Below are 26,488 nucleotides of genomic sequence, written 5' to 3'. Positions count from 1 at the left end.
CCAGCGCTCTTGGCTCGCTCCCAGATCGGCGTTGACCACCTGCGTGCCGGTGCGGAACGCGTCCATGCAGGGGCCTGCGTCGGCCTGCAACTCGAACAGCTCCAGCAGGCGCGCGCTCTCGGTGGACGCGGCGGTGGCGTGTAGTTGCCCGTGCTGGTCGGCGAGCATCAGCCCCGCGGCGTCCACGTCGAGCAGCTGCACGCAGCGTCCGGCCACGGTGTGCAGGAACTCGATCACGTCGAAGTCGTCGACGAGAGTGTCGGCGGCTTCGACGAACGCATCGATCAGTTGTTCTTCACGGGTCATGGTCACACCCTCACGATAGGCCCGAAGGGGCGTCGCGGGCAGCGCTGCATCACTCACGGCAGTCCTACCGGTCGTGATCGTCGAAGCGCAGGCGGCGGCCTACGACATCGGTGGCGACCTCGGCGATCAGGCGGCCGTCGGCGTAGGCGTACGCGCGCAGTCGCACCAGGGCCTCGGCCAGGCTCACCCCGAGCTGCACGCTGATCATCCCGGTCGCCTGGTGCACCTCGGCCCGGTAGGTCGCGGGCCGCGCCCAGCCCGGCCGCGGCCCGTCGTCGGCGGACCCGGCCCGGCCGGTCCCGGCCGACTCCCGGTGCAGCAGCAGGAGGGTGACCGCGTCGGCCAGGGCGAAGGCGTCCGCGAGCGCGCCGTCGACCAGCGGCCCGGCCATGGCGCGGTGGGCCAGCAGCGCACCGACGCTGATCGCCCCGATCCGAAGCGGCAGCGCGAACACCGCGCGCACCCCCAATTCGGCGGCGGCCGGGACGAACACCGGCCAGCGCGCCGACGCGGCGTCCAGGTCCGGAACCAGGACGGGCGCCCCGGCGGCGGCGTCCAGGCCGGGGCCTTGGCCGAGGGTGAACTGCAGGTCCTCCATCGCGACGCCGACCGCCTCCTGGCCCCAGGACAGCACCAGGCCCGACGGTCCGGTGCCCAGTCCGGCGCAGATGCCGTCGACCCCCAGCGCGATCGCGGCCTTGGCGGGCACCGTCTGCGGGAGGTTCGCGCCCCGGTCCCGGTCGCCGTCCAGCAGCGCGATGACCACGGCCATCCGGTCGCTGACCACGGGTGACACCGCCTCTCCTAGGCCACGCTGCGCACGCTGCTGTAGGGCATGATCGGCCTGTTTGTGCGTGGCTGCCTACGCCGTGCGCATGGGCACAGGTCCGGAGACGGCGGGCGCCGGTGACTGGTCACCGGCACTCCCTGACTCCGTGCGTCGGCGTGCGGTTCCGTGCCTGCCGGCTTATCGGCGCACGCTGCGCCTGCCACCGCGCTGGCCTTCCACCAGGTGCACGGCGCCGAGCAGCACGGTCGATCCGGCCAGCGCGGTGATCCAGGTGGAGATGTTGAAGAAGCCCTGCAGGCTGTGGACGTGGAAGAGCTTGGTGGCCAGCCACCCTCCCAGCAGTGCCCCGGCGACGCCGATCAGGCAGGTGATGATGATGCCGTGCGACTCGCGGCGGCTGATGAGGTGTTCGGCGATGGCGCCGGCGATGATTCCGAGCACGATCCAGGCGATGATGCCCATGAGGACTCCCAGGTGAGCGGGCAGCGTTCACAGACTCGCATCCGCCGCACGGCCGACTCACCGCGCCGGCCACGCCCGCCCCGGGCGCGTCGCCCGAAGCCGAACCAGCCCGCACGCATGAAACCCCGGACAGTGGAGAATATCCGTGACTGCTATGGATGTTCTCGCCGCCGGGGTCCGGAGTGACATCCCCAGCGTACCGCCCCGAACCTGGCCAGACCAGAAAAATCGTGCGAACGCCGGACACGATCCGGCCGTCAATCGGTCCGGTGGGGACGCGATCCGCGACGACCCCGAACTGCGACGCGGTGCGATCCGGTCGGCCGGGTTTCACCTCCGCTTATTTCGAGTATCGTCAAAGTAATCCATGACGCTCCAGACCCCGGCGCCGTGATCCCGGCGCAGGAGGCGTCAGGGTGTGCGGCCCGCGCGATCCGGCCGCACGCCACCACGCACTCGGCGCTCGGCAACCCGAAGCGCGAGGCCGTGCATGGATGTACTTCCCACCCGGCGTGACGAACACGTACACATGATCGCCGTGCGCGGCGAGGTCGACCTGGCCACCGCCGGGGATCTGCTGCTCCGGCTACGGATTCTGGCCGGCCCCGCGAGCGGGCCGATCCTGCTGGACCTGTCCCAGACCACCTTCATGGACTGCGCCGGACTGCGCGCACTTCAGGCCTTCGATCAGTACGTGGCGGCGGCCGGGGGCAGTGTGCACGTGGCTGCTGTATCACTCCCGGTCGCCCGGTTGTTCGAGCTGACCGCCCTCCTCGGGGACGCGGCGCAGATCCCCGCCCCGCCCGCCTTCGATACACCACCTCCTCCCGCCGCACACCAGCAAAGGCCCTGGGCATGGGCGATCGCGGGAACTTGACCGCCCAGGGCGCGCCGCCCCTCACGTCAGGGTCCTGCGACCGATCCCGAGGCGACGCCGGGCCACGGGCTGCGCGCGGCCCGCACGCCGCCCACACGACGGCCCGGGCAGCGCGGGCGCCAGCGCATGGCGCGTCGAGCCCACCGCCCTGGCGGGCCGGTGAGCGTTACGAGATCGGCCCCCTGCTCGGCCGCGGCGGCGCTGGAGAGGTGTATCGGGGGTTCGACCGCAGGCTGCACCGCGACGTCGCGATCAAGGTCCTCTACGGTGGACAGAGTTCCGCTCAGGCCGCGCGCTTCGAGCGCGAGGTACAGCTGCTCGCGCGCCTCCAGCATCCCAACTTGGTTCCGCTCTATGACGCCGCCCTCGGCGACGGTCGGCAATACCTGGTCATGCCCCTCATCCAGGGCACGACGCTGGCCGCGCGGATCGCCGCGGGATCCCTCCCGCAAGACGAAGCCAAACGCATCGGCTCGGCGCTCGCAGGGGCGCTGGACTACATCCACAGCCACGGTGTCGTGCACCGGGACGTCAAGCCCTCCAACGTGCTGCTCGGCCACAAGGGGCAGATCTTCCTCGCCGACTTCGGCATCGCCCGCAGCGACCAGAAGGACCAGACCGTGACCGCGCCCGGCCAGTTGACCGGTACCGCGGCCTACGTCGCCCCCGAACAGGTCGAGAGCGGCGAGAGCGGACCCGCCTGCGACGTGTACGCTCTGGGCCTGCTGCTCCTCGAAGCACTCACCGGCGTGCGCGCCTTCTCGGGACCGGTGCTGGAGCAGGCCCTGGCCCGACTCTGGCGCCAACCGCAGATCCCACTCTCGCTCGGAGCGGGCTGGGTCCGGCTGCTGGACGCGATGACCGCCCGCGACCCGGCCCACCGCCCCGATTGCGCCTCCGTCACCGTCCTGCTGCACCGCCTCGCAGACCCCGAACCCGTGGCGACCACCACCTTGGTCATGCCCGTCACATCGGCCGCGATCCGGCCGGCCGCCGGACCACTCGGGCACCGCCGCCGCTGGCCGGTGTCGAGAGCCGCCGCAGCCGCTGTGTACGTGTGCGTCCTCGCCGTCGGCACAACCGCCGCAGGATCATCGCAATACTTTGTCATACCTGTCGCGCCGCCGCCGACGGGCGCCATGCGGACCCTGGCGCCGGGACCGGTCAGCGCCCCCGTCAAAGCGCCGCAACCTGCTCCTGCGGCGCTCATCCCGGCCATATGATCAACATCCTGCCGTGCGGCGAAGGGCAGCGGCGCATGGAACACGGCGCCGAGACGGCCCTCCCCTATCGCTGGCTGTGAGACTGATACATACTCGCGGTAGAACGCTCATCCACGCAGCCCGACCGAGTTCCCGATCAGGTCTAGACCTCACGCCGGTCTCGAGACCCGCCTCGCTGCCTGCCTTTCATGCAAGGCGGATTTCCATGGCGACGCCACACTCCGGCGGCATCGGGCGTTTCCCGGCTGCCGACCTCCGTGCCGTCTCGGCGCGATACGCCGCGTACCCGGACGGTGTGATCGTTCTCGTTCGACGAACCGTGCCGCGGATCTGCTGTCCCTCCATTCCTCTGCGCCGTAGACGGCGTCACCGCTTCGGCAGCGGGCGAGGCCCTCGGCGGCGGTGACCGGCACTGGCCGCGTGCGACGCCAGTGTCGGCCACTGCCGCGCATGGTCTTCGGGTGTTGGGTTATCCGGAGCTAGCCACACCTTTCGTCCCGCTGCAATCACCTTCACGGGCCTGCGGAACATCACCACCTCCTGGAGGTCATCATGCTCATCGGCATCATCATCGCGATCGTCGCCGCCGTCCTGCTCCTGGGCGCGGCAGCCGTCGGTTGGGATCGCCACCGGAAGGAGAACCTGCGCAAGTCCTTCGGCCCCGAATACGAGACGGTGGCGCAGGAGCTCGACAGCAAACAGGAAGTCGACCGGGAGCTGCTGCGCCGCAAGCGCCAGCATGACCAGTTGAGCCTGCACCCGGTCAGCGCAGCCGACCAGGATTACTACACCACCGCGTGGGAGCACCTGCAGGGCGTGTTCCTCGACGACCCGGCCCTCGCCTTGAGCAGTGCCGAGCAGTTGGTCGCCAAGCTGCTCGACGCCAGGGGCTATCCCGGCGGCGACCCGCGCGAGCAACTCGCCCTGCTCTCCGTCGAGCACGCGGACGCACTGGCGGACTATCGCCGGGCGCAGCGGATCAGCGAGCACACCCGGGGCACGTCCGCGCCCGTCCCGACCGAGGAGATACGCCAGGCCCTGCTCGCCTACTACACGCTGTTCAACCACCTGCTGGCGGTGCCGGGCGCACTTGCGGCCCGGTGACGAGCAGGCACGCCGATTCCATCACCACCCGTTTCACCACCACCCGGCACGAGATCCACGATCTGGAGGTCACACCATGACCACGGAAACCGAATACACCCCCGCCGCAGAGCCCGAAAACAACTGGACCGGCTACAAGGAGCCTGTGTCCGAGGCACCGCAAGACCCGCCGGAGACGCCGGAGGCGCAGGAGACGCGGGACGAGCTGACCGGCCCGGAGCCCGGTCAGCCCGAAGCTGAGGTCCCGGCAGCGGAAGCCGAACACGACAGCCTCGCAGAGCCCGAAAACGCGGAGGACGGCCTCACAGAGCCCGAAAGCGCGCAGGAGCCCGTCGCAGTCCCCGTCGGCATACACGCGGGCGGAGATCCCCTGCTGAGCCCCGAAGCCGAGAGCGACCTGCTGAACCGCTGGACCGAGATCCAGGTCTCCTTCGTCGAAGACCCCCGCGCATCCGTCCAGGACGCCGACGCCCTGGTCCTGCAGATCGCCAACACCCTCCTGGCATCCTTCCAGGAGCGCCGGAGCGAGCTGGCCGCCGCGTGGCAGGACGGGCAGCCGGACACCGAACAGCTGCGGCTCGCGCTGCGTCAGTACCGCTCCTTCATGGGCGTGGTCCTGGCCAGGTAGTGCCCTGATGTCCAACCGGGTGCGGATGTGTGCGGACACCCAGCACCAGAAGTCCGCGGCACCGTTTCGATACTCCCATTCAGGTAAGCCGTAGCCCCGGAAGAGGTGAGCTGATGGCTGCTCCCAGTTCGACACGCAGTGCCCGGTCCACACGCACACGCCGGGTGGGCCGCCCGCGCCGCGCCGTGCGCGCCCGAAACTTCGAACCGCTCGCGAAGGCCGGGTTCATCGCCCGCGGGGTCGTCTACATCCTGATCGGGGCGTTGGCCCTGGCCATCGCTCTGGGCAAGCCCGCGCCCGAGGCCGACCGCACCGGCGCACTGCAGGCCGTCGCCGCGGAGCCGTTCGGCAAGCTGATCCTCTGGCTGTTGGTGATCGGATTCGCCGCCATGGCCCTGTGGCGGTTCGCCCAGGCGTACTACGGGGTGCGCCGCCGGGGGCACCGCGGCGGGCAGGAAGCGCTGGCCGCCGTACGCGGCGTGATATACACCGTGTTCTTCATCGGAACGCTGCGCTACGTGCTCGGCCTGCCCGCGCCCCACTCGACCAATCAGCAGACCCGGGACTTCACCACCACCGCCATGGCGCACAGCTACGGACGGATCCTGATCCTCCTGGTCGGAATCGTGATCGGAGTGATCGGCCTGGCGGTGATCAGGATCGGGGTGACCAAGAGCTTCCTCAAAGACCTGCAACTGGGCCAGGCGAGCCGCCGGACCCGCGAGGGAGTCGAAGCGCTCGGCACCGTCGGGAACATCGCGCGCGGACTGGTGTACGCCGGGGTCGGCGCGTTCATGGTCGATGCCGCGGCGACCTACGACGCGAGCAAGGCCAAGGGAATCGACGCGACCCTGCGCTCCTTCGCACACACCCCGGTCGGCCCTGTGCTGCTGGTCGTCGTCGCGATCGGGTTGGCCCTGTTCGGGGTGTACTCGCTGGCCGAGGCCCGCTGGCACCGAAAGATCTAAGCTCAGCGGCCCGCCGTCATCCGCCGGGTCGCGGCACACGCACCAGCAGTGCCCCCGGATCGACCGTGACGTCCAGGACCCGGGAGCGCCGCAGCATCTCGCCGTCCACCTCCCGGTGCACCGGGCGCCGGGTGCGCACCACGATGTGGCGGGCCTGGAACCGCTCGACCGCGCCGGTGGACTCGCCTCTGCGAGCCGCCAGGCGCGCGGCGACCGGCAGCCAGCCGAGGAAGCCGCGCGGCGCGAGCAGCACGACGTCGAGGAGGCCGTCGTCGACACGCGCATCCGGCAGCAGCTTGATACCGCCGCGCAGCGTGCCGAAGTTGCCGATCACCAGGGTGCGTACCCGGCGGCGCGCGTGCCGGACACCGTCGAGTTCCAGCGTGACGCCGATGCCCCGGTCGCCCAGATGCCGCAGGATAGAGACGGCGTAGGCCGACCAGCCCAGGTGCCTCTTGAGCCACGCCGGGGCGTCGGCGACCATCGCGGCGTCCAGCCCGATGCCGGCCATCCCGACCACCAGCCCGCCCCCGTAGCGTCCGACGTCGATCGGCCGGTCCGTGCCGCGAGTCATCGCCTCGAGCGCGGAGCGCAGGTCGGTGGGAATGCCGAGGTTGGCGGCGATCAGGTTCCCGGTCCCTACCGCAAGGACGGCCATCGGCACCCCGCTTCCGGCTAGCCCCTCGGCGCACGAACTGACCGTGCCGTCGCCCCCACAGGCGACGACCAGTTCCGCGCCGTCCTTGACTGCCTGCTGCGCCAGTACGCGCCCCGGATCCAGTTCGCTCGTAGCCAACCAGGTCGGCGGCGGCCATCCGGCCGCACGCGCGGCGTCGCACACCGCAGCGCGCAGTCCATCGGAACCGCTGGCAGCAGTCTTAGTCCCGTGGGCCACCACGGCGACGCTGGTCACCCGGCTGCGTCCGCGCAGACCGGGCCCCCGACCCCGGCGCTCCCCGCACGGCGGGCCCCGAAACGGTGCGAGCGCCGCAGTGCAGCCAGTGCCGACCTGACGATGTTCGAAGAAGGCGCGCTCGAAGAAAGCGCGCTCGAAAAAGCCGTGTGAGGAACGCGGGCAACGCGATACGTGCGCTGGTTCAACGCACGGCGGCGTGTACCGGCGGCGCTCACGACTGCCCCAGCGCTGTGGCGCGGCGCATGACCAGGCGCCGCAGCCAGCGGGACACTCCCCGCTCTGAGGGCAGCACCACCAGGACGCGGCGGACCCCGCGGGTCAGCACGCCCCGGGCGGGCGGTGGCTCAGTCGTCAGCATCGACCCGTCGTGTTCCAGCCGACGCACTGCGGCAGTGGCCATCCGCGTGTTGCCGGCATTGGCCAACAGCTCCAGTTCCGCGCGTAGCGCCTGGCGGATCCGCTCGCAGGCCACCGCGCTCCTGCGCGCGGCTTCCAGCGCTTGTTCCAGGGTCTCGTGGGCAGCGGCGATTCCATGCGCGTCACCGTTGCGCTGCGCCGCGGCCAGAATCGCGTGAGCGATGTCGCAATCGTGCTCTGCGGCGCGTAGGGCGAACTGCAGGTGGTCTCGCTGCCGCAGCAGTTCCAGTCCCCAGGCGCGCCGTACGATCTCCTCCGCGTCCCGCACGCTCTGATCGGTCGTCACCGGCGGGGTATTCGTGCTTTGCGCCCGGCGGGCGAACCACCAGCCGAGGACCATCACCGGCCCCCCGCCCTGCACGCACGGGTCGCAGACGAGTTCGCGGTGCGTTGCATCGGAGTGCGGGTGGGCAGCTCTGTCGTGGGAAACAGCCGCATGCGCTCGTCGGACAGCGTCGCCATCGAGTCCACCTTGCCAGGGGGACGGGCAGCGAGGCGGGTCTCGAGTCCGGCGCGGGGTCTGGACCTGGTCGGGAACTCAGTCAGGCTGCGTGAAAGAGATGCGTAAGGGTCAGTATGCACCAGTGCCCACCCTGGCGACAGGGCGACATTACCTGGAGCCGAGCCGTTCGGTGGTGGTGTCGGGACCCGAATCCAGCGGCCGGCCGCGACGCAGTGCCAACCTGGGGTCATGCATCCTGAACCCGAGAACCGTCCACCTGTGCGGCGCCCGACCGCCTCCGCCCGCATGAAGCTGCTCGTGTCCACCAGCGCGGCGATCGTCGCGGGCATCGCCGCAGCTCTGCTGGGGGCGGGTCGGGCGGCGGTGTTGATCGGTTGGGACGTGCTGGCGCTCGTATTCTGCGCCTGGGTATGGTCCACCGTCTGGAAGCTCGACGCACCGGCGACAGCGAGCCACGCCAACCGGGAGAACCCCAGCCGCGACCTGGCCGATCTGGTGCTGCTCGGGGCGGCGATCGCCAGCCTGATCGCGGTCGGGGTCGTGCTGTTCGGGGCCGGACACGCGAACGGGAACGCGAAGTATCTCCAGGCCGCTCTCGCCCTGGCCTCGGTCTTCGTGTCCTGGACTCTCGTGCACACCGTGTTCTCCTTGAAATACGCGCGGCTCTACTACTCCGGCCAAGGCGGCGGGATCGACTTCAACGAGGCCGACCCCCCGCAGTACAGCGACTTCGCCTACCTGGCCTTCACCATCGGCATGACGTTCCAGGTCTCCGACACCGACATCCAGTCCAAGCAGATCCGCCGCACGGCACTGCGGCACGCCTGGATCTCCTTTCCGCTGGGCGCCGTGATCATCGCGACGTCGATCAACCTGGTCTCCGGACTTGCGAAATGACCCGGGCCAGGGCTGCGGGCGGAGGCAGGTTGCGGTCCCGGGCCCGGCCGCCGAGACATCGAGCAACTCCACACGGCGGTCGACGCCGCTGACCTCGGCACTCAAGCAGGCGCGAGGCGCTGCCACAGCCGAACGACTGTTTGGATTCGCCACGTCGGGCAACCCGGGATGCGATTGCCCGCGAGCGCGTCGCCTGCGGGCCGAGAGGGAAACGAAAGGAGTTGCACGTGGGTGTCATCTTGCTCGTGCTCCTGCTGGCCCTGCTGCTCGGCGGCCTCGGATTCGCCGCGCACATCCTGTGGATCATCGCCGCGGTCGTCTTTGTCGCCTGGCTCGTCGGCTTCGGCTTCGCGGGCGGAGAACTGGCCGGTGGCCGCCGCTCGCGCTGGTACCGCCGCTGGTAACCACAGCCGTTGTCCGCAGGGGCAATGAAAGGGCGGCGTCGACGAGAGACGGATCTCGTCGACGCCCCCGATGAGTAGGGCGACCCGGGTCGTCAGTCGGCGTTGGCCGAGGCCTTCATGGCGGAGGCGAAGTCGGGGTGCACGCCCATCTGGGCCAGTCTGATGTTCAGGGAGGGATAGCAGTTGAACGTCTGGATCTTGCCGTCGCGCAGGTAGAAGAAATCGGCGGTCGGGACGCTGGTCTTGGCCCCGTTCGGCGCGAGCGGGCCGGCGGGCGTCGGGAACGGGCCCAGGAACGTGCCCTGGATCAGCAGCTCGACCGCGACCACGTTGTCGCCCAGGTCGTTGATCTGCAGCAGTTCGCGGTGCACGTCCGGGAACACGCCCGCCATGAAGGTCACGACGTCGTCGAGCCGTTCGCCGGTGTAGCTATCGCCGGTGGACTTGTTGTTGAACACTCCGTCCGCGGTGAAGGAGTTGCGCCAGCCCGCAAGGTCCAGGACGTTGCCTTCGGCCGCCCGGTACGCCGCGCGCACGATCTGTTCGTTGGGTGTCATGACACCATCCCCTTTGCTGCTGTGCGGCCCGTTGGCGGGGCCGCGGCCGACGCTCTGGCCCGACCGACTGCCCAGCTCACCCGGGTGCGGGTGGCCTGGGCGTGTCACTGTCCTGGCAAACGAACCCTAACCCGACACACTTGAACAGTCAAGTGATTCGCGTGGGTGCACCTGCCCCTGAGGGCGTGTGCTCGCGCATCGAGGGAACGGATCAGCGCGTGGTGTTCCACGGCGCGCGGCCAGCTTGTTGGGTATCCGCAGGCGTTGAGCGGCGTCGTGGCCGCTGCATCCGCCGCAGTGCCTTGGCACAGAAGTTCGACCTGGTCCGCAAGCAGATCTCGCGGACGATCTGACCGCGACATGGGCAGACACCTGGGCTTGGCCACAGTGTACGAACACTGTGGCCAAGCCCAGGGTTATCGGTCGCGGTTGGTCTGACCGCCGCTAGTTCCTGTAGCGGAAGACAATTCGGCCGCGGGTCAGGTCGTACGGTGTGAGCTCCACCAGTACCCGGTCTTCCGGCAGAATCTTGATGTAGTTCTTGCGGATCTTCCCGCTGATGTGCGCGAGCACCCGATGGCCGTTGTCGAGCTGCACGGTGAACATAGCGCTGCGCAGGCACTCGACGACATGTCCTTCGACTTCGATGGCGCCTTGATGTTTCGTCATCGCGCCAACTCCAGGTTGCTGCCCGTTCGCCGGGCTGCGATGCCCCTGAACAGCGCCAAGGCCGCCTGGTTGGTCTCGTCGACCTCAGCGCACGCCGCTGCGGTCCCGCGGCGGTGCAGCGTCCCGAGCACGTGGGCCAGCAGCGCCCGGGCGATGCCGCGGCGCTGCTCGCCGACCCGGACCGCGATCAGGCCGATACGCGGCTGCCGGGTCACCGTCACCATCCGGACCAAGCCCAGGTAGCGATCCGGCGCCGCGGCAACCGTGTACCGCGAAGGGTCGACGATGGTCATCCCCGCGGGGCGGGGACGCACCTGCGCGGGCATCGAGTGCCATCCGACACCCGCCTCGACTTCCTCACGGATCGCCCGATCCAAATTCCGCAGTAGGTCCTCGTCCGCCTCACCGGCCGGCACGATCCGCACGCCCGGCGGCAGGAGGAGCGTTTCGAGCCCTGTGACGCGCGGGTCGGTCGGCACGGCGAACTCCCACTCGCGGCGTCGGATCGTGAATCCGGCCCGCTGCCAGCTGGATGTCAGCTCGACGTCGGCTTCATCGACCAGCGTAAAAAGCGGTGCGGGCAGGTCCGCCAGCATCACCTCGGCCAGGTGGTCGAAGGTGGCTGCGTGCCAGGCGTCAATGCTGACGAACAGGCGTCCATCGGGCCTGCGCACGGCATGGCCGCGACCGACCACCAGGTCGTCCTCCAGGGCATGCCACTGCCCCTCCGCCACGCGCGCAACAACCATCGCCTGCCCGACCGGGCCAGAGGAGAAAGGCTTCGTGTTCATCGGTGTCTCCTTCCAGGAGAGCCTCGATCTCAAGGCGCTCCCGGCGACACCTACATCAGCCGCAGGACCGTGGCGAGCTGAGGGAGCACCCGTGGGTGACTGTGTTCACGAGTCTCACCTCCCAACGAAAAGTTCACGGCCGACCGCGACATTAGCAGTGGCGCGTTACCTCGCCCAAGTCCTTTTCTCCGCAGGCCCGAGTCCTTGCTCAACAACACCCGCGGCCCGGCGACGGCGATAGCGGCGCCGATCGCATGCGCATTTATCACCAGCGCGAGATTGAGGCCCATCACCTTCGCCATCCATCGCCGCCGACCGCACCGCGAAGTCAGTCACCTCAGTAAGCTGCAAGCGCCCGCCCCGTCCCCGCTCCCCCTCGTTCGCAGGAATTGTTACCCGCGTGCGCAGACGGCCGAACTGCAGCGGGCACGCGTGCTTCTTTCCAACCACCCCGTGACGTCTGCTCAGGTCCAGACGGGCTCGGGGGCCTCGGAGACGTCGCCCGACGCACTCACATGGAGGAACCGGTCGAATGAGCGGGTGAACCAGCGGTCGTGGGTGACCGCGATGACCGTCCCGTCGAAGCCTTCAAGCCCGGCCTCGAGGGCCTCCGCGCTGGCCAGGTCGAGGTTGTCGGTGGGCTCGTCGAGCAGCAGCAGGGTGGCGCCGGACAGCTCGAGCAGCAGGATCAGGAAGCGCGCCTGTTGGCCGCCTGACAGCGTGTCGAACCGCTGGTCGGCCTGTGCTGCCAGCTCATAGCGGCCGAGGGCGGGCATCGCCGCGTCGCGCGGAAGGCTCGGGCGCCGCTCGTCGCCCCGCCAGAGGAGCTCGGCGAGGGTCTGGCCGCCAAGGTCGGGTCGGTCGTGCGTCTGCGAGAAGTGACCCGGCACCACGCGGGCGCCCAGGCGCGCGGTGCCGCTGTGCTCGACGGGGGCGAGGTCCGCCCCGGACACCGCGGCGGACAGGCTCGGATCGGGGTCGGAACCGCCGCGCCCGAGCAGCCGGAGGAAGTGCGACTTCCCAGTGCCGTTCGCGCCGAGGACCGCGACCCGGTCGCCGTACCAGACCTCGAAGTCGAACGGATACGTCAAGCCGTCGAGCTCGAGCTGCTCACAGATCACGGCGCGCTTGCCGGTGCGGCCGCCCTCCAGCCGCATCCGGATGTTCTGCTCGCGCGGCGGCACCGGCGGCGGTCCCGCCTCCTCGAACTTCGCAAGGCGCGTACGCGCCGCTTGCAGGCGCGAGGCCATGTCGGAGTTGTACGACGCCTTCGCCTGGTAGGTGCGCACCAGCTCCTTGAGCTTGGCGTGCTCCTCGTCCCAGCGGCGGCGCCGCTCGTCCAGCCGTTCGTGGCGGGCACTGCGCGCCTCGTGCCAGGACGCGAAGCCCCCGGGATGTGTCCACGCCGAGCCTGCCTCGACCGCCACGACCCGGTCCGCGGTGTTGGCCAGCAGTTCGCGATCGTGCGAGACGTAGAGCACCGTCTTGGGCGAGTCCCGCAGCCGCTGCTCCAGCCAGCGCTTCCCGGCGACGTCGAGGAAGTTGTCCGGCTCGTCGAGCAGCAGCACCTCGTCGGTCCCGCGCAGCAGCAGCTCCAGGGCGAATCGCTTTTGCTCCCCGCCCGACAGGGTGTGCACGGGGCGGCTGCGGGTTTCATCCCACGGCTTGTCGAGCACGGCGACCGACACCGTGTCGAAGACGACCTCGAGCTGATATCCGCCCGCGTCGCCCCACGCCGTGAGCGCGTTGGCGTAACGCAGGTGGTCCTGCTCGGTGGCGCCCGGTCGCTCGATCGCCGCCTCGGCCACGGCCAGGCGCCGACCGGCCTCGCGCAGCGGCGGCGGGGCGAGAGACAGCAGGAGCCCGGACAGGGTGTTCGTGCCATCAGGGACGTCGGGCAGCGCGTTCGTGCGCTGCATCCCGATGAACTGGCGCATCACGCCGAGGCCCCCGACGCGCGCGATGGCGCCCTCCCGGACCGGCAGATCACCGGCGATGAAGCGCAGCAGCGTGGTCTTCCCCGCGCCGTTGGGGCCGACGAGCGCCACCTTCGCACCCTCGCCGACCCGGAACGACACGTCCGAGAACAGGACGCGCCCATCCGGCAGCACGTGCCGCAGCCCGGCGACATCCACATAGCCCATAACGGCGGATTCTCGCGGGCGCGGCCGGCTGTGTCATCTAGTTTTGGGTCGTCGCGTTTCGGGCGTCTCGTTGCGCGCCCCCAGCGGGAGCCCGCCCTTTCATCGCGGCAGTGATCCTATTTTGCGCTGGTAGTCGAGGCCTTCATGGCGGAGGCGAAGTCGGGCTGGACCCCCATCTGGGCCAGCATGATGTTCCGCGAGACGTAGCAGTTGAACGTCTGGATCTTGCCGTCCCGCAGGTAGAAGAAGTCGGCCGTCGGGACGTTGACCCTGGCGCCGGTCGGCGGGAGCGGGCCGGCGGGCGTCGGCATCGGGCCGAGGAATGTGCCCTGGATCAGCAGCTCGACGGCGACCATGTCGCCCATGTCGTTGATCCGGAGCAGCTCGCGGTGGACATCCGGGAGCACCTTTCCCATGATCGCCACCACGTCCTTGAGCGTTTCGCCCTTGTAGACCACGCCGGTGTCGATCCTGTTGAAGACTCCGTCTTCGGTGAAGGCGTTGCGCCAGCCCTCAAGGTCCAGAACGTTGCCTTCGGCGTGGTGGTACGTCGCGCGGATGAACTCCTCGTTGCCTGCCATGGCACTTTCCTTCCTCGTTGCTGCGGCCTGTCCGGGCAGCCCGGCGGCGTGATCTTGCCCGTGGTTACCCGTTGACAACCGGTCCGGGCGTCTGGACTGACCGCCCGACAGCAGAACCCTAACCCGAAACAACTTGAAATATCAAGTCATCGCGCCGGGCGACTCGCTACCCGACGCCGACCGTTAGAGACTCTGCCCACGCGTACCGCACTAGAGCACAGCAGATAACTTGATACATCAAGCGAATGTTCGAAGCGGGCGGGCCGACATGACCGGTACACAGGACGACGACCAAGGTGCAGCGGTCGGTCCGGGCACGCCACGCTGCGGGATGAGTGCGCGCCTGACGAGGCTTACTCGCTCGCTAGATCATTCACGATGCTGCGTCCTGCCCGCGGTGTCGGGCGCGGTGTGCCGCGAGGACTGCGACGCCAGTCCGCGAGCCGTTCGCGTAGCAGCGTGTTGTCGGTGGCTATGCCGGTTCGGCCATCCGCTCCCGCCGCCGCTCCTGCCCTGCGGCGGGGCGAGATGGGATCACGGGGTCATGATGCCGCCGCAGCAGGTCTGCCTCTTCGAGCGCGGCGAGCAGGGCCTGCGCCTGCACGCTACTGAGGTTCGGCGCGCCGTCCAGCAGGTCGGCGAGGTCGAATGCCGTCCTGGAGGGGAGGCTGGCGACCCAACGGCACGCGGCGGCGAGATTCGGGGACAGCTCCAGCGTCAGGCCGGCCTTTCGGGACGCAGTCGCCATCGCTTTGGAAGACGACGGCCTTGAACTGGTGCTCGGTGGCGGTTCGGGCAGGCCGCCCGCGCGGCGACAATTTCAACCCGCGCCAAGCACTGCGGAGATGGCCACGTTCACGAGGGGCGGTGACGCGCGGTCCGGCGGCGCACCATCCAAGCCCACACCAGGAACCCGAGGCCGACCACGATAAGGAGCGCCCCAAGCCCTGTGTACTGGCTGTGCCCGGTCATCATCGAGCCGTGGATCGCGCCGGACCCCTGTCCGGTCCACACAGCGCCCACCGCGCACAACACGACGCCGACAATCGCTCGCCACCACACAGTCGCAACCCATTCCACGCATCCTTGATTAGAACGGAATCTACGCAACCGTGGTTCGAACACCGTGTCCAGATCCAGCGCAATCCTTCCGACCGGGGCGCGACCAGTCGCGAGGCCACCTAGACGACGTCTCACGTGGTGGTTATTCGCGAGCCGCTTGTAGCAGGTGAGTGTGGTCGGAGGGACAGGAAAGCCGCGAAGTACCAGGACACAATGCACAGACCTCGTACTCACCCGACTCCGTTGCCAGCGCCTTACTCGTCCTCGGGGCCTGACTTACTGGAATTGCCCACTTCCTCCATAGCGCCGGTCATCAACTGCCGGTGACTCTTTGCAACAAGTGATCACCGGAATACGCTCTGTTGATATGCCGCATCGGTGTCGCGCCGCCGCGGTAGGGGGAGGCTGGCATGAGCCACGCTATTGCGCGGCGGTGGTCGCGGTGAGCACGTCGGTGACCGGCCGGGTGGTCAACGAGTCGAGCGCCGGCATCACGGGCCTCGTAGTCGTCGTGCGCGACGAGACCGTACTGTTCCCCTCCGACCTGGGTCACGCGACGACGGACGGGAACGGCACGTACACCATCCCCGTCACAGCCGACTTCGGCGCCGAGGAGTGGGGCCCGCGTGACCTGACCTTGTATGTTCGAACCGGTGTTCTCGTGAAGGACGTGCCCATGGGCCGCGTCCTGTATTCGAAGGCGTATCCGGACTCCGGGACCGGCGACACCCTCACCGTCCCGGACATCTCGCTGAAGGCTGCGGACGTCACCGGTTGGCCGGTGTCCCTGCCCGGCCTGGGGAACGCGCTGCCGGTACAGGCCGGCAACGCCCTGCGGCCGCTCGTCGACAACAAGTTGGCCTGGCAGCACCTGGCGGACTCGATGCGCGCCGCCCAGTCCGAGATCAACATCATGCAGCTCGAGTTCGACCTGCCGAGCGGCGGGTACAACGCGGACGCCACCCAGGAGTCCCCGGAGATCGTCCTCGCCTTCCCGGATGGTTTCGACGGTAACTCGGGCACGACGACCGCCAACGATCCACAGACCTTCCCCCGCCCCGAACGGCTGCTGCTGGACGCTGCGACCGCGGGCAAGACCGTCCGCGCGATGCTCCCGAAATGCGGAAACATCATCGGCGGACTGCTGTTCGCCAAGGGGGCGGGAAAACTCCAGGACTACTTCACCGCCGCGTCCAGCAAAGCGAAGACGCTGACGTTCACCACCCAGGGATCCAGCGTCATCCACGCCAAGGCCGCCCTCATCGACGCCGTCGCCGACGCGGCGAGCCCCGAAGCGATCATCATCGGGTCACCCTTCGCCCAGAGCTACTACGACTCGAGCGACCACGCCGTCTTCGAGGCCAGGCGCGGATCCTGCTCCGGCGAACCGATCCCCGTGCACGACGTGACGGTCGGCATCCGCGGCCCCGTCGTGGCCGACGTGCAAGCGCAGTTCGCCGCGCACTGGAACCTGCAGTGTCAGCCGGCTGACAAGATGCAGCCGCTCAGCCCGGCGCCCGCGGCGATCACCACCGCGGGCGACGGCGAATACCTGGCCAGCGCGCAATTGGTGCGCAGCGTCAACTACGACACGCTGCCGGGCCTCCCGAACGGCGAGCAGGGCGTCCTTGAGGCGTACCTGCGGGCCATCGAGAAGGCGACCTCGTACATCTACATGGAGAATCAGTACTTCACCGACCAGGCGATCGGCGACGCGCTTATCGGCGCTCTGGTCAACCAGCCCAAGTTGCAGGTCATCCTGCTGCTGAACATCGACGCGGACCTGCCGTTCTACCCGACCTGGCAGGCGCACCTGATCGGCCGGATCCGGGACGGGGCCGGGCCGGCCGCCTCCCGCCTCGGGGTCTTCACTTCCTGGTCGCACACCGGACCCGACACTACGCACCACCGCAAAGAGCCGGTGGTCATCCCGAACTACATGCACACCAAGACCGCGATCGTGGACGGCAAGTGGGCGACCGTCGGCTCGGGGAACCTCGACGGCGCCTCGCTGGACGAGTTCCAGCTGCTGTATCCGCTGCTCGGGAAGAACCGCAACGACGAGCTGAACCTGTTGGTGTTCAACGACTCCCCGGACCCGCAGACCGACTTCGTCGACCAGCTGCGGCTCTCGCTGTGGAGCGAGCATCTGGGCCTGGCGACCGACGATCCGCAGCTGAGCGCCGCGACCCTGTCCGCCGGCGACGGCGGCTGGCTCAAACTGTGGACCGACCAGGCGACCGCGAAACTCCAGGGACTGATCTCCGACCCGAGTACCGTGAACCCCTGCCACGTGCTGGCCTTCCCGCCCGACGCGCCGCTGCTCTTCAACCCCACCGCGCTGCCGTTCGGGATCGGCGCACACCTGGCCTACTTCGACTTCCACCACTACCTGACGCAATCGAAGATCAACGGCACCCCCGTCGACATGAAGAACATCGACCTGGACGCGACGACCACGAGCTTCGACTTCCACACCGGCAAGTGGTCGGACGCCTGATGCCGTCCTCACTCGATCAGGCGTTCCAGCGCATCGGCGTGATCCTCACCGACATCGCCGCCCGGCTGGAGAGCCCGGACGGCCCCCGGGACCTGCTCGCCATGCTCGGCTGGGATCTGCCGCCGGAGGCCACGGACATCGGGCTGGCCGCGATGGACCTCAGCGGACTGGTCACCGCCGTCGAACAGCTCCAGGTCGGCATCGACGCCGGTACGACAGGGCTCGAACTCGACGCCTCCTACGCCCAGGTCGGCGTCGCGCTCGCCGAGTTCCTCCAGGGCGTCGACGCGGTCGTGAACGGGTTCTCCGCCCTCGGCGACTACCTGACCGCGACCGACATCGTCGACCAGTTCGTCCCGCGGCTGCTCGACCACTTCGTCGCCACGGCGCTGCAGAGCGCCACGGCGATCCCGCTGGGCCTGCTGCAGTTCGCCGGCGTGGTCGAACTGGCCGCCTTCGAGGCCGATCCGGCGATCTACCAGGTCCGCCACGTGCGGTGCATCGTGCACTGGGATCGGGTGCCGCGGCTGTTCAGCGACATCAGAGGGCTGCTCGGCGAGGTGTACCAGTGGGGGCAGCCGAACGCGGACCCTGATCTGCTCGTCGCCGCCCTCGGCAGGCTCATCGCCGGAATCACCGCCAACGTCGCCATCCGGCCGCTGCCCCGGCGCTCGGAGGCCGCGCTCACGGGCGGCGACGGGGCGGCGGCCGACACGGACCCGAAGATCCAGCTGCTGCTGAGCATCATCCGGGCCCTGGGTGTCGACGTCGGGGTCAGCGTGGCCGCGCTGCGGCCCACGACGGACGGCGGCACCGACGCCGGCATCGCGTTCGCGCCCTACGTGGTCGGCTCCGCCGACCTCAGCTTCCCGATCAGCGACACCATCACCTTCTCGGTGGACGCGTCCCTGACGGTGGACGACGGCATCGCGCTGATCTACCGGGCCGGGTCGCCGCCGTCGATCCGCAACAACCTGACCGTGGGCGGCGTCGCCGACGTGCTCGACGGCCACATCCTGGCCACGCTCACGCTCGGCAACGCCGACAAGACGCCGATGAACCTGCTCAGCGTGGCCGACGGACTCGGCATCACGGTCGGCGTCGTGGGCGTCGGCGCCGGCGTGGACGTCAACGGGGGGCGACTCAGCGCCCTGGTATCCGCCGCACTGACCAACGGGGTGCTCAACCTGAGCACCAAGCACCTGGACTCGTTCCTCGCCTCGCTCATCCCGATCGACGTCACGCTCGACTTCAACCTCACCGTCGGCTGGTCCTCCACCAACGGATTGTTCGTCGAGGGCAACGCCAGCCCGCATTTCGACATCGGCCTGAACGCCGACCTCGGGCCCTTCCACCTCGACACCCTGCACCTGGCGCTCACCCTAGGACAGCCCGACCTGCCCCTGGAGATCAGCTTCGACGGCTCGGCGGCCCTCGGCCCGCTCCAGGTCGCCGTGCAGCGGCTCGGCATCTCCGCGGACCTCAACTTCCAGCGCGGCAACCTCGGCCCGGTCGACCTCCAGCTCGGCTTCAAGCCCCCGACCGGGCTCGGCATCCAGATCGACGCGGGCCTGGCCGCGGGCGGCGGCTTCATCTCCCTCGACCCGACCCAGGGCCGCTACGCCGGCGTCCTCGACGTCACGCTCGCCGACATCGTCGCGGTCAAGGTCATCGCCGTCCTGGACACCAAGCTGCCCGACGGGTCGGACGGCTACTCGTTCCTGATGATCATCACCTTCGAGTTCCCGCCGATCCAGCTCGGCCTCGGCTTCACCCTCAACGGGGTCGGCGGACTCGGCGGCGTGAACCGGACGATGGCGTTCGACGCGTTGCAGGCGGGGCTGCGCGCCCACACCCTCGACAACATCCTCTTCCCACCCGACCCGGTCGCCGACGCCACGAAGATCATCAGCGAGATCGAGTCCTTCTTCCCGCCGCAGCAGGGCAGGTATCTGTTCGGCCCGATGTTCTCGATCGGCTGGGGCAGCCCGACGCTGATCGACCTCGAGGTCGGCCTCGTCCTCGAGGTGCCGGACCCGATCCGGCTGGCGATCCTCGGCGAGATCAAGGCGAGCATCCCCTCCCCCGACTTCCCGCTGATCTCGCTGAAGATCCAGGTGCTCGGCACGATCGACTTCGGCCTGTCGAAGCTCGCGATCGACGGCACCATGTACGACTCCTACCTGCTCGCGTTCCAGCTCGGCGGCGACCTGGCGCTGCGGCTGAACTGGGGTGCGAACCCGGACTTCCTGTTCTCCCTCGGCGGCTTCAACCCGCACTTCACCCCGCCGCCCGACGTGCCCAAGCTGGCCCGGCTCAGCATCAGCCTCGGCAGCGGCGACAACCCCCGGCTCGGCGCCTCGGCCTACCTCGCGGTCACCTCGAACTCGCTCCAGTTCGGCGCCAACGTCGACGCCTACGCCGCGGCCGGCGGATTCGCCGTGCACGGATACATCGGCTTCGACGCCCTGTTCATCTTCAGCCCCTTCTCCTTCGAGTTCGACTTCTCCGCCGGATTCGACATCAGCTTCGACGGCTCGACGCTCGCCGGGGTCACCCTCGACGCCTCGCTGTCCGGGCCGACCCCGTGGCACCTGCACGGCGACGCCTCGCTCACCTTCCTCTTCTTCAGCGTCAGCGCGTCGATCGACCTGACCTGGGGCGACCAGAACCAGGCCACACTGCCGCCGGCGCAGGTGCTGCCGCAGCTGACCGCCGCGCTCGGCGACCCGCGCAACTGGAGCGTCGGCCTGCCCGCGGAGGGCGCCCCCGGCGTCACGCTGCGCTCGATCACGGCGGACCCGACGACGCTCGTGGTGCAGCCGACCGGGGTGCTGCGGGTGCGCGAGATCGTCGTGCCGCTCGACGTGCAGATCACCAAGTTCGACAACGCGCAGCCCACCGATGGCACCGGGTTCGCCATCACCGACGTGCAGCTGAATCAGCAGCCCGCCGCCGTCACGAAGCTGTCCGAGCCCTTCGCCCCCGCGCAGTTCAGCGACATGAGCGACGCGGACAAGGTCAGCTCGCAGTCCTACGAGCCCTTCGACGCGGGCGTGCAGCTCGGCGACGCGCCGCTGCGGGGCGGCAAGGACGCGCCTCGCACGATCCAGTACGTCACCAAGATCATCGACGACTACGGGAAGGTGTCCCGGGTGGGGCAGCTCTACCGGATGCCCGCCGCCGTGCACGCCGCGCTGACCGCCACGCGCGCGCCCGCGGCCGCCGCCACGACCGGCCTTCGCGCCTTCGCCGTCAACGTCCCCGGTCCGATCGCGGTCCAGCACACCGGGTATCTCATCGCCAGCACGCTCGACCTGACGCCGCGCACCGACGTGCTCGCGTCCGCCACCACCTACTACGAGGCGAAGGTCGCGCTCTCCTCCTTCCTCGCGGCGCATCCCGAGCAGCGCGACGACGTCCAGGTCCTCGCCGCGCACGAGGCGGTGACCGGATGACGCCGCCCACCGACGACGAGTTCGGCCGCCACCACTTCATCGCCTGGGCCCGCCAGGGCATCGCGACGACGCTGGACAACCCGGACTACGGCGGCTCGCTGCCCGACCGGCCCACCGTCACCGTCGACATGAACGTCACCGCGTCCGGCCGGGACAGCGTCACCCCGGTGCCCACGGTCACCGTGCACACCTTCGGGCCCGGCGACGTGCTCGGCATCGACCCGCGGCACGTGGTGCGCACCGAGCCGAAGGACTCGACGCCGAACTTCGAGCCGAACTACCTGGCCGGCATCGAGTTCGACACCCCCGACCTGCCCTGGCTGTTCACCCCCGCGGCGCCGGCCGGCGATCGGCTGCGGCCCTGGATCGCCCTGGTCGTGCTCGCCGGGGCCGAGTACGCGCCCGTACCCGGCGTGGTCAACCCGCTGCCCGCCATCGACGTGCTGTCCGTCGCCGGGCTGCAATCCCTGGACGACGCGTGGAACTGGGCCCATGCCCAGGTCTCCGGGGACGCAGGGCTCGCGGCCGGCACCGACGCGATCTCCCGCCTGCTGTGCCCGCGCCGGCTGGACCCCGAGACCACGTACACCGCGTTCGTCGTACCCGCATTCGAGATCGGGCGGCTCGCGGGCCTCGGCATGGACATCTCCGCCGTGCACACCTCCGACCCGGCGTGGACGTCCTCCACCGGCGCACCGCTGCGCCTGCCCGTCTACTACCAGTTCGGGTTCCACACCAGCGACCAGGGCGACTTCGAGTCGCTCGTGCGCCGCCTGGTGCCGCGAAAGCTCGGCGCCGAGATCGGCGAGCGGCCGATGGCGGTGGACGCCCCGATGCCCGGAATCCCGAGCGCCGGGCAGCCGCTGATGCTCCAGGGCGCCCTGCAGAGCATCGTCGCGACCACGAGCCCGTGGCCGGATCCGGGCCGCACCGACTTCCAGACCGCGGTCGCCGCCCTGGTGAACCGGGTTTCACCGCTGGTCGACGATCCCACCGCACCTGATCCGCAGGTCGTGCCGCCGATGTACGGGCACTGGCCGGCCGGGGTCGGCAGCGTCGCGCCGGGCGGCACCGGGTGGCTCGACGAACTGAGCCTCGACCCGCGCAACCGCACGGTCGCCGGAATGGGCACGCAGGTCGTCCAGGCCGAGCAGACGGCGCTGATGGCGTCGGCCTGGCAGCAGGTGGCCGGTATCGAGGCGGCCAACGCGGCACTGCGCCGGGCGCAGCTGGCCCGCGCCACGATGACGATGCTGCACACCCAGCTGTCACTCGCCCAGGACACCACCGTGCTCGCGCTGACCGCGCCGCTGCACGCCAAAGTCCTCGCCAGCCCGACAACCGTGCGCGCCGCCGTGGAGGCGAGCCGGATTCCCGCGCGGCTGCTGTCGCCCGCCGCCCGCCGCCTGACCCACCCAACGAGCCTGCTGCGCCGCCGGCAGGCCGCGCTCACCGGAATCCGGGTCACGCCGGGCTCCCTGCTCGCCGCGGTGAACGCGGGCACGGCGCGCATCCTGCCGCCGCTCGCGCCGCCCGGCGGCTTGGTGCCCATCGAGGATGTGGGCGGTGGGAGCGGCGGGTCGGGTAGTGGCGGATCGGGAGGCGGCGAGCCGTGGCGCCGCTGGTTCCCGCTGACGCTGCGTGCTGATACACCGGTGGGCGAGTTCACCGTCACCATCGACATCGACGCGCCCGAACCGGTGAACCCGGTGACCGTCTCGCCCGACGTCATCGCCGCCACTCCCCCGCGCCCGGACTTCGTGATCACTACGCCTGGCGCAAACGTGGCGCCGGGCGGTACATCCGGCGGCGGAGACTCGCCTGACGCCGCGCTTTTCCGCCAAGCGCTGACCCCGCTGGCCGAGGCATGGGCCGCCGTCGCACCGGATCCGCCGCAGGCCGCTGCCCTGGACGCCCCCGCGCTGAGCAGCACCCTGATGCAGCGATTGCAACCCGCTGACACGGTCGCCGCCCTGATGCGCTCGCGCGTTCAGGTCGGCGCGTGGCTGAACTGGCACCCGGCCGACCCGATCCGCGAGGTCATGGCCGCGCCGTCATTCCCCCAGCCGATGTACGCGCCGCTGCGTGACCTGTCGGTGCAATACATCATGCCCGGCGCCGATCAGATCCCGAACGACACCGTCGGCCTCGTGCAGGCGAACCCCGCGTTCATCGAGTCCTACATGGTCGGGCTGAGCCACGAGATGGCGCGCCAGCTGCTGTTCGCCGGATACCCGACCGACTGTATGGGCACGTACTTCCGCCAGTTCTGGGACGTGCGCGGCTACGTCCCGCAGCCCGGCGACCCGACCGACCCGAAGGCGCTGGCCGAGTTCCTCAAGGACATCCCGCCGATCGTCACCTGGTCGCTGGTCGGCGGCCTCGGCACGCATCCGAACCGCCCCGCCAGCGTGCCCGATCCGGTCGTGCTGCTCGTGCGCGGCGAACTGCTGCGCCGCTATCCGGACGCCCTCGTCTACGCGGCGAAGGCGACGATCCAGGGCGATCAGCGCACGATCGACGACACGGCGCCCACCCTGCACCCGATCTTCAGTGGACTGCTGGGCCCGGACATGAACTTCTTCGGCTTCAACCTCTCTGCCGCCGACGCCAAGGGCGGCAATGGTTCGCCGGGCTACTTCTTCGTCTTCCAGCAGCATCCGTCCGGCCCGAGATTCGGGCTCGAACCCTCGGCCGACGGCAGCATGACTCAGTGGGCTGACCTCGCCTGGACCAACTTCGCCACCGGGGCAGTTCAGGCGACAACGCAGGCACAGGTCGACGCCGTGCACGCGCACATCGCCCAGCCGATCGCGCCGCAGATCAATGGGTCTCAGGGACCGCTGCTGCCGCCGTTCACCGACCTGCTGGTGCCCTCCGCGACGATGGCGCGCATCCTCGGGCAGCAGGTCATCCCGCCGTTCCTCTCGGCTGGCGAGCACCCCACTGGCACCGCGGTCACCGGACCTGACGCCGCGTACGCATGGGGCGCCGACGCAGCGCAGACCGCTTATATCACCGCCCGGTTGCCGTTCCGCGTCGGCATCCACGCCGACCTGATGATTCCGGAGCAGTGATGAGCCAGCCTCCTGAGCCAGTCAGTCCGGTGCCCGCCAACCCAGCGCCCGTCACCCCGGTGCCCGTCAACCCCGCGCCGGTCGCCCCGGGCGCGCCCGTACTCGACCGCCCCGGCGCGACGTCTCTCCCCGCCCAGGTACCCCTCCTGCTGCTGCCCGTGCGCCTGGAGACCCGGTTCGTCGCGAACGAGGACCTCCCGGCGCCGGTGTTCGGCCTGGCCGCGCCCGGTACAGCCGCAGCCTCCGGCGCCGAACTGCTGGTGCGCGTCTTTCCCGACACGATCAGCACGTCGTCGTTCGAGCCGGAACTGACGTCCGATGAGATCGTCGCGGCGACCACGTACTGGCAGACGCTGTGGCCGCTGGCCGACCCGCCCCCGACCGACCAGGCACAAGCCGCATGGAAGGTCGTGGCCGCGCAGTTCGGCGCGCCGCGTGCGGCGTGGATCGTCGCCGCCATGACCCCGACCAACCTGGCCGGCCGCACTCCCACCGAACGGCCGGACTTCCCCAGCCCGGCCCAACGCGCCAGCTCCTACGAGCAGGCGCCCACGACACAAGCGCTGCCGGACAGCTGGACCGTCGTGCTCGAACGCGCCGGGACCACCCGCTCCGTCCAAGGCTCGGCAATCACCCCCAGCCTTGCGGTCGGCTTCACCCCACACGACGGCTCGCTCCCGGACGGCCTGACCGTCGATGCCGGGATGCGCTGGCTGGTCGACTTCGCCGAAGCCGAACAGGTCGGCATGGGCGTGCGCATCCCGCTCACCGACCAGGAGTGGGCGGACGGCTTCGACCGCGTCCTGGTGTTCGGGGTACGCGACGCGGCCGCTGACGGCCCCGGTCAGGACGCGCTGAGCACGCTGCTCAACGCCCACCACTACACCGACGGGCTCGCCCTCATCCCTCAAGGCGCGCCCACCAACAACACCAGCGACGCCTCCTCGGCATACAGCACCGCCGACCCGGACCAGACGATCAGCTTCTCTGTCGAGGTCGGCGCCGACCTTGCCGCCGATCCGGCAGCCGACGGCCCCGTGTTTGCCGCCGCCCTCGGCCTGCCAGCCAGCGCGTTCAGTCACGTCCGCTACGCCGACGGCCACGGCGCACGCAACTCCGCCGACATGCTCACCGCCCTGTGGCCGGCCACGTTCGGCTACTTCCTCGACCAGATGATGGCCTCTCAGTTCACCGCGGCCGAGCAGGAGGCGATGCGCACCTTCGCGTTCCAGACCGTCCGCCCGCGCGGGCCGCTGCCCGCACTGCGCGTCGGGCCGACACCCTATGGCGTGCTGCCGACCACCTCGCTGGCGCTCACCGCGCAGGCCAGCACGGACGTTTCCGGCGGAAGCGCCCGTGCCCGCTCCCTGCTCGCCCGGCTGGGCAATCTCCTGCTCCCGGCGTGGCAGGCCGGCACCGACGCGGTCCCGCGCATCAGTGCCCCCGGCGATCCTGACGACAACCTGGCCCAGGTGCTCGGCATGGACGCCAGCTCCCTGGCCTACCGCAGCCGCCGCGTCCTCGGCGACGACCTGCTGTGGAACATGCTCGTCTTCCTCGACCCGAACGCCGCGCCCGCACAGGAGTGGTGGACCGAACACCTCGCCCGCGGCCGCGCCCTGCTCGACTCGCTCGGCCTGACCTCCTGGGACCCGCGGGTGATCCATACCGCGATGGGCCGCGACAGCTACCCCGTGCCGTACCCGAGCGTGCAGGACGCCCCGCTGTCCGAGACCGACCCGCTCGCCGCCGACGCCACGCTGAACAGCGCCCCGGTCAACTACATCCAATGGCTGGCGCACGCCCCGATGGCGGACGTCTGGGCGGAGAACTACCCGGGGCCGAAGCCGACCTCGATCCTCTACCGGGTGCTGCGCCAGTCGATGCTGCGCGAGTACGTCACCCAGGCCAGCCGCGCCCAAGTGGCCGACGGCGTCCTGGCCGCGTCCGCGCCGCGCGAGGCTGAACTGGTCAACGTCCGCGCCGAAGCGCCGACCCTGACCGCCCGCGACATCGTCGAGCGGCCGATCGCCCCCGGCTCCCCCGTCACGTGGGCGGTCTATCTCGATACGTATCAGCCCCCGCCGGAGTCTCCGCTCGCCCGGCTGGCCGACCTGCGCGCAAGCCTCGACCGGCTCGCGACGCTGCCGACCGCCGAACTCGACCGTCTGCTCAGCGAGACGCTCGACGCCGC

At 69.9% G+C, this 26,488-nt stretch carries 21 protein-coding genes and 2 pseudogenes; 11 read left to right on the top strand and 12 right to left on the bottom strand.

The features are described from left to right. The 3 genes and pseudogenes from VGZ32_RS22215 to VGZ32_RS22205 form a co-directional block, all read right to left on the bottom strand. Positions 1 to 306: pseudogene (locus VGZ32_RS22215) on the bottom strand (transcriptional regulator); the annotation flags it as partial. 64 nt (positions 307 to 370) lie between these two features. After that, the gene (locus VGZ32_RS22210; RefSeq protein WP_326888080.1) at positions 371 to 1,102 is read right to left on the bottom strand and encodes an ANTAR domain-containing protein; all 732 of its coding nucleotides are present in this window, start codon (positions 1,100 to 1,102) and stop codon (positions 371 to 373) included. A gap of 171 nt (positions 1,103 to 1,273) precedes the next feature. Beyond that, positions 1,274 to 1,558, bottom strand: coding sequence for a GlsB/YeaQ/YmgE family stress response membrane protein (locus VGZ32_RS22205; protein ID WP_326888079.1), 285 nt, complete (start codon positions 1,556 to 1,558; stop codon positions 1,274 to 1,276). A gap of 490 nt (positions 1,559 to 2,048) precedes the next feature. On the opposite strand from VGZ32_RS22205, the gene VGZ32_RS22200 reads away from it, so the two are divergent. From VGZ32_RS22200 to VGZ32_RS22180, 5 genes are all read left to right on the top strand, one after another. Beyond that, entirely contained in the window at positions 2,049 to 2,435 is a 387-nt protein-coding gene (locus tag VGZ32_RS22200; RefSeq protein WP_326888078.1) for an STAS domain-containing protein, read from the top strand. Further along, positions 2,414 to 3,658, top strand: a complete 1,245-nt coding sequence (locus VGZ32_RS22195) for a serine/threonine-protein kinase (RefSeq protein WP_326888077.1) — start codon at positions 2,414 to 2,416, stop codon at positions 3,656 to 3,658. Before VGZ32_RS22200 ends, VGZ32_RS22195 begins: the two co-directional genes overlap by 22 nt. A 552-nt stretch (positions 3,659 to 4,210) precedes the next feature. Beyond that, a complete protein-coding gene (locus VGZ32_RS22190) occupies positions 4,211 to 4,762 on the top strand; it encodes a hypothetical protein (protein WP_326888076.1) in 552 nt (183 codons plus the stop codon). Between the two features lie 76 nt (positions 4,763 to 4,838). Further along, complete coding sequence (locus tag VGZ32_RS22185; protein ID WP_326888075.1) at positions 4,839 to 5,390, top strand: hypothetical protein; 552 nt, start codon at positions 4,839 to 4,841, stop codon at positions 5,388 to 5,390. Positions 5,391 to 5,503: 113 nt separating this feature from the next. Further along, a complete protein-coding gene (locus VGZ32_RS22180; RefSeq protein WP_326888074.1) occupies positions 5,504 to 6,358 on the top strand; it encodes a DUF1206 domain-containing protein in 855 nt (284 codons plus the stop codon). Positions 6,359 to 6,374: 16 nt separating this feature from the next. Here VGZ32_RS22180 and VGZ32_RS22175 read toward each other — a convergent pair whose 3' ends face one another. Beyond that, the gene (locus tag VGZ32_RS22175; protein WP_326888073.1) at positions 6,375 to 7,253 is read right to left on the bottom strand and encodes a diacylglycerol/lipid kinase family protein; all 879 of its coding nucleotides are present in this window, start codon (positions 7,251 to 7,253) and stop codon (positions 6,375 to 6,377) included. 232 nt (positions 7,254 to 7,485) lie between these two features. Continuing rightward, positions 7,486 to 8,052, bottom strand: a complete 567-nt coding sequence (locus VGZ32_RS22170) for a hypothetical protein (RefSeq protein ID WP_326888072.1) — start codon at positions 8,050 to 8,052, stop codon at positions 7,486 to 7,488. A 330-nt stretch (positions 8,053 to 8,382) separates the two neighbouring features. Between VGZ32_RS22170 and VGZ32_RS22165 the strand changes: the two genes are divergently transcribed. Continuing rightward, positions 8,383 to 9,051, top strand: coding sequence for a DUF1345 domain-containing protein (locus VGZ32_RS22165; protein ID WP_326888071.1), 669 nt, complete (start codon positions 8,383 to 8,385; stop codon positions 9,049 to 9,051). A 227-nt stretch (positions 9,052 to 9,278) separates the two neighbouring features. Further along, on the top strand, positions 9,279 to 9,455 hold the full coding sequence (locus VGZ32_RS22160; RefSeq protein ID WP_326888070.1) for a hydrophobic protein: 177 nt from the start codon (positions 9,279 to 9,281) through the stop codon (positions 9,453 to 9,455). Positions 9,456 to 9,547: 92 nt separating this feature from the next. On the opposite strand, the gene VGZ32_RS22155 is transcribed toward VGZ32_RS22160, so the two are convergent. From VGZ32_RS22155 to VGZ32_RS22125, 7 genes are all read right to left on the bottom strand, one after another. Beyond that, entirely contained in the window at positions 9,548 to 10,012 is a 465-nt protein-coding gene (locus VGZ32_RS22155) for a nuclear transport factor 2 family protein (RefSeq protein ID WP_326888069.1), read from the bottom strand. Positions 10,013 to 10,456: 444 nt separating this feature from the next. Further along, complete coding sequence (infA, locus tag VGZ32_RS22150; protein WP_326888068.1) at positions 10,457 to 10,681, bottom strand: translation initiation factor IF-1; 225 nt, start codon at positions 10,679 to 10,681, stop codon at positions 10,457 to 10,459. Next, positions 10,678 to 11,472 (bottom strand): GNAT family N-acetyltransferase, encoded by a 795-nt coding sequence (locus VGZ32_RS22145; protein ID WP_326888067.1) that lies wholly within the window; start codon positions 11,470 to 11,472, stop codon positions 10,678 to 10,680. The genes infA and VGZ32_RS22145 overlap by 4 nt, the downstream gene beginning before the upstream one ends. Before the next feature lie 464 nt (positions 11,473 to 11,936). Next, positions 11,937 to 13,616, bottom strand: a complete 1,680-nt coding sequence (locus VGZ32_RS22140) for an ABC-F family ATP-binding cassette domain-containing protein (protein ID WP_326888066.1) — start codon at positions 13,614 to 13,616, stop codon at positions 11,937 to 11,939. Between the two features lie 116 nt (positions 13,617 to 13,732). Then, positions 13,733 to 14,197, bottom strand: a complete 465-nt coding sequence (locus tag VGZ32_RS22135; protein ID WP_326888065.1) for an ester cyclase — start codon at positions 14,195 to 14,197, stop codon at positions 13,733 to 13,735. 472 nt (positions 14,198 to 14,669) lie between these two features. Next, entirely contained in the window at positions 14,670 to 14,945 is a 276-nt protein-coding gene (locus VGZ32_RS22130) for a hypothetical protein (RefSeq protein WP_326888064.1), read from the bottom strand. A gap of 107 nt (positions 14,946 to 15,052) precedes the next feature. Further along, positions 15,053 to 15,211 carry a hypothetical protein gene (locus VGZ32_RS22125; protein WP_326888063.1) on the bottom strand — a complete coding sequence of 53 codons (159 nt, stop codon included), beginning with the start codon at positions 15,209 to 15,211 and terminating at the stop codon, positions 15,053 to 15,055. A gap of 490 nt (positions 15,212 to 15,701) precedes the next feature. Here VGZ32_RS22125 and VGZ32_RS22120 point away from each other — a divergent pair, with 490 nt between their 5' ends. The 4 genes and pseudogenes from VGZ32_RS22120 to VGZ32_RS22105 form a co-directional block, all read left to right on the top strand. Continuing rightward, positions 15,702 to 17,759, top strand: coding sequence for a phospholipase D-like domain-containing protein (locus tag VGZ32_RS22120; protein ID WP_326888062.1), 2,058 nt, complete (start codon positions 15,702 to 15,704; stop codon positions 17,757 to 17,759). Beyond that, complete coding sequence (locus VGZ32_RS22115) at positions 17,759 to 21,217, top strand: DUF6603 domain-containing protein (RefSeq protein WP_326888061.1); 3,459 nt, start codon at positions 17,759 to 17,761, stop codon at positions 21,215 to 21,217. The genes VGZ32_RS22120 and VGZ32_RS22115 overlap by 1 nt, the downstream gene beginning before the upstream one ends. Next, on the top strand, positions 21,214 to 24,294 hold the full coding sequence (locus VGZ32_RS22110) for a hypothetical protein (RefSeq protein WP_326888060.1): 3,081 nt from the start codon (positions 21,214 to 21,216) through the stop codon (positions 24,292 to 24,294). The genes VGZ32_RS22115 and VGZ32_RS22110 overlap by 4 nt, the downstream gene beginning before the upstream one ends. A 29-nt stretch (positions 24,295 to 24,323) precedes the next feature. Beyond that, positions 24,324 to 26,488, top strand: a pseudogene (locus tag VGZ32_RS22105) (hypothetical protein); the annotation flags it as partial.

The organism is Actinocrinis sp. (assembly GCF_035938995.1).
Classification (GTDB): Bacteria; Actinomycetota; Actinomycetes; order Streptomycetales; family Catenulisporaceae; genus DASZGI01.
The sequence above is the reverse complement of the archived record's forward strand: the minus strand, read 5'-3'. Positions and strand labels throughout refer to the sequence as shown.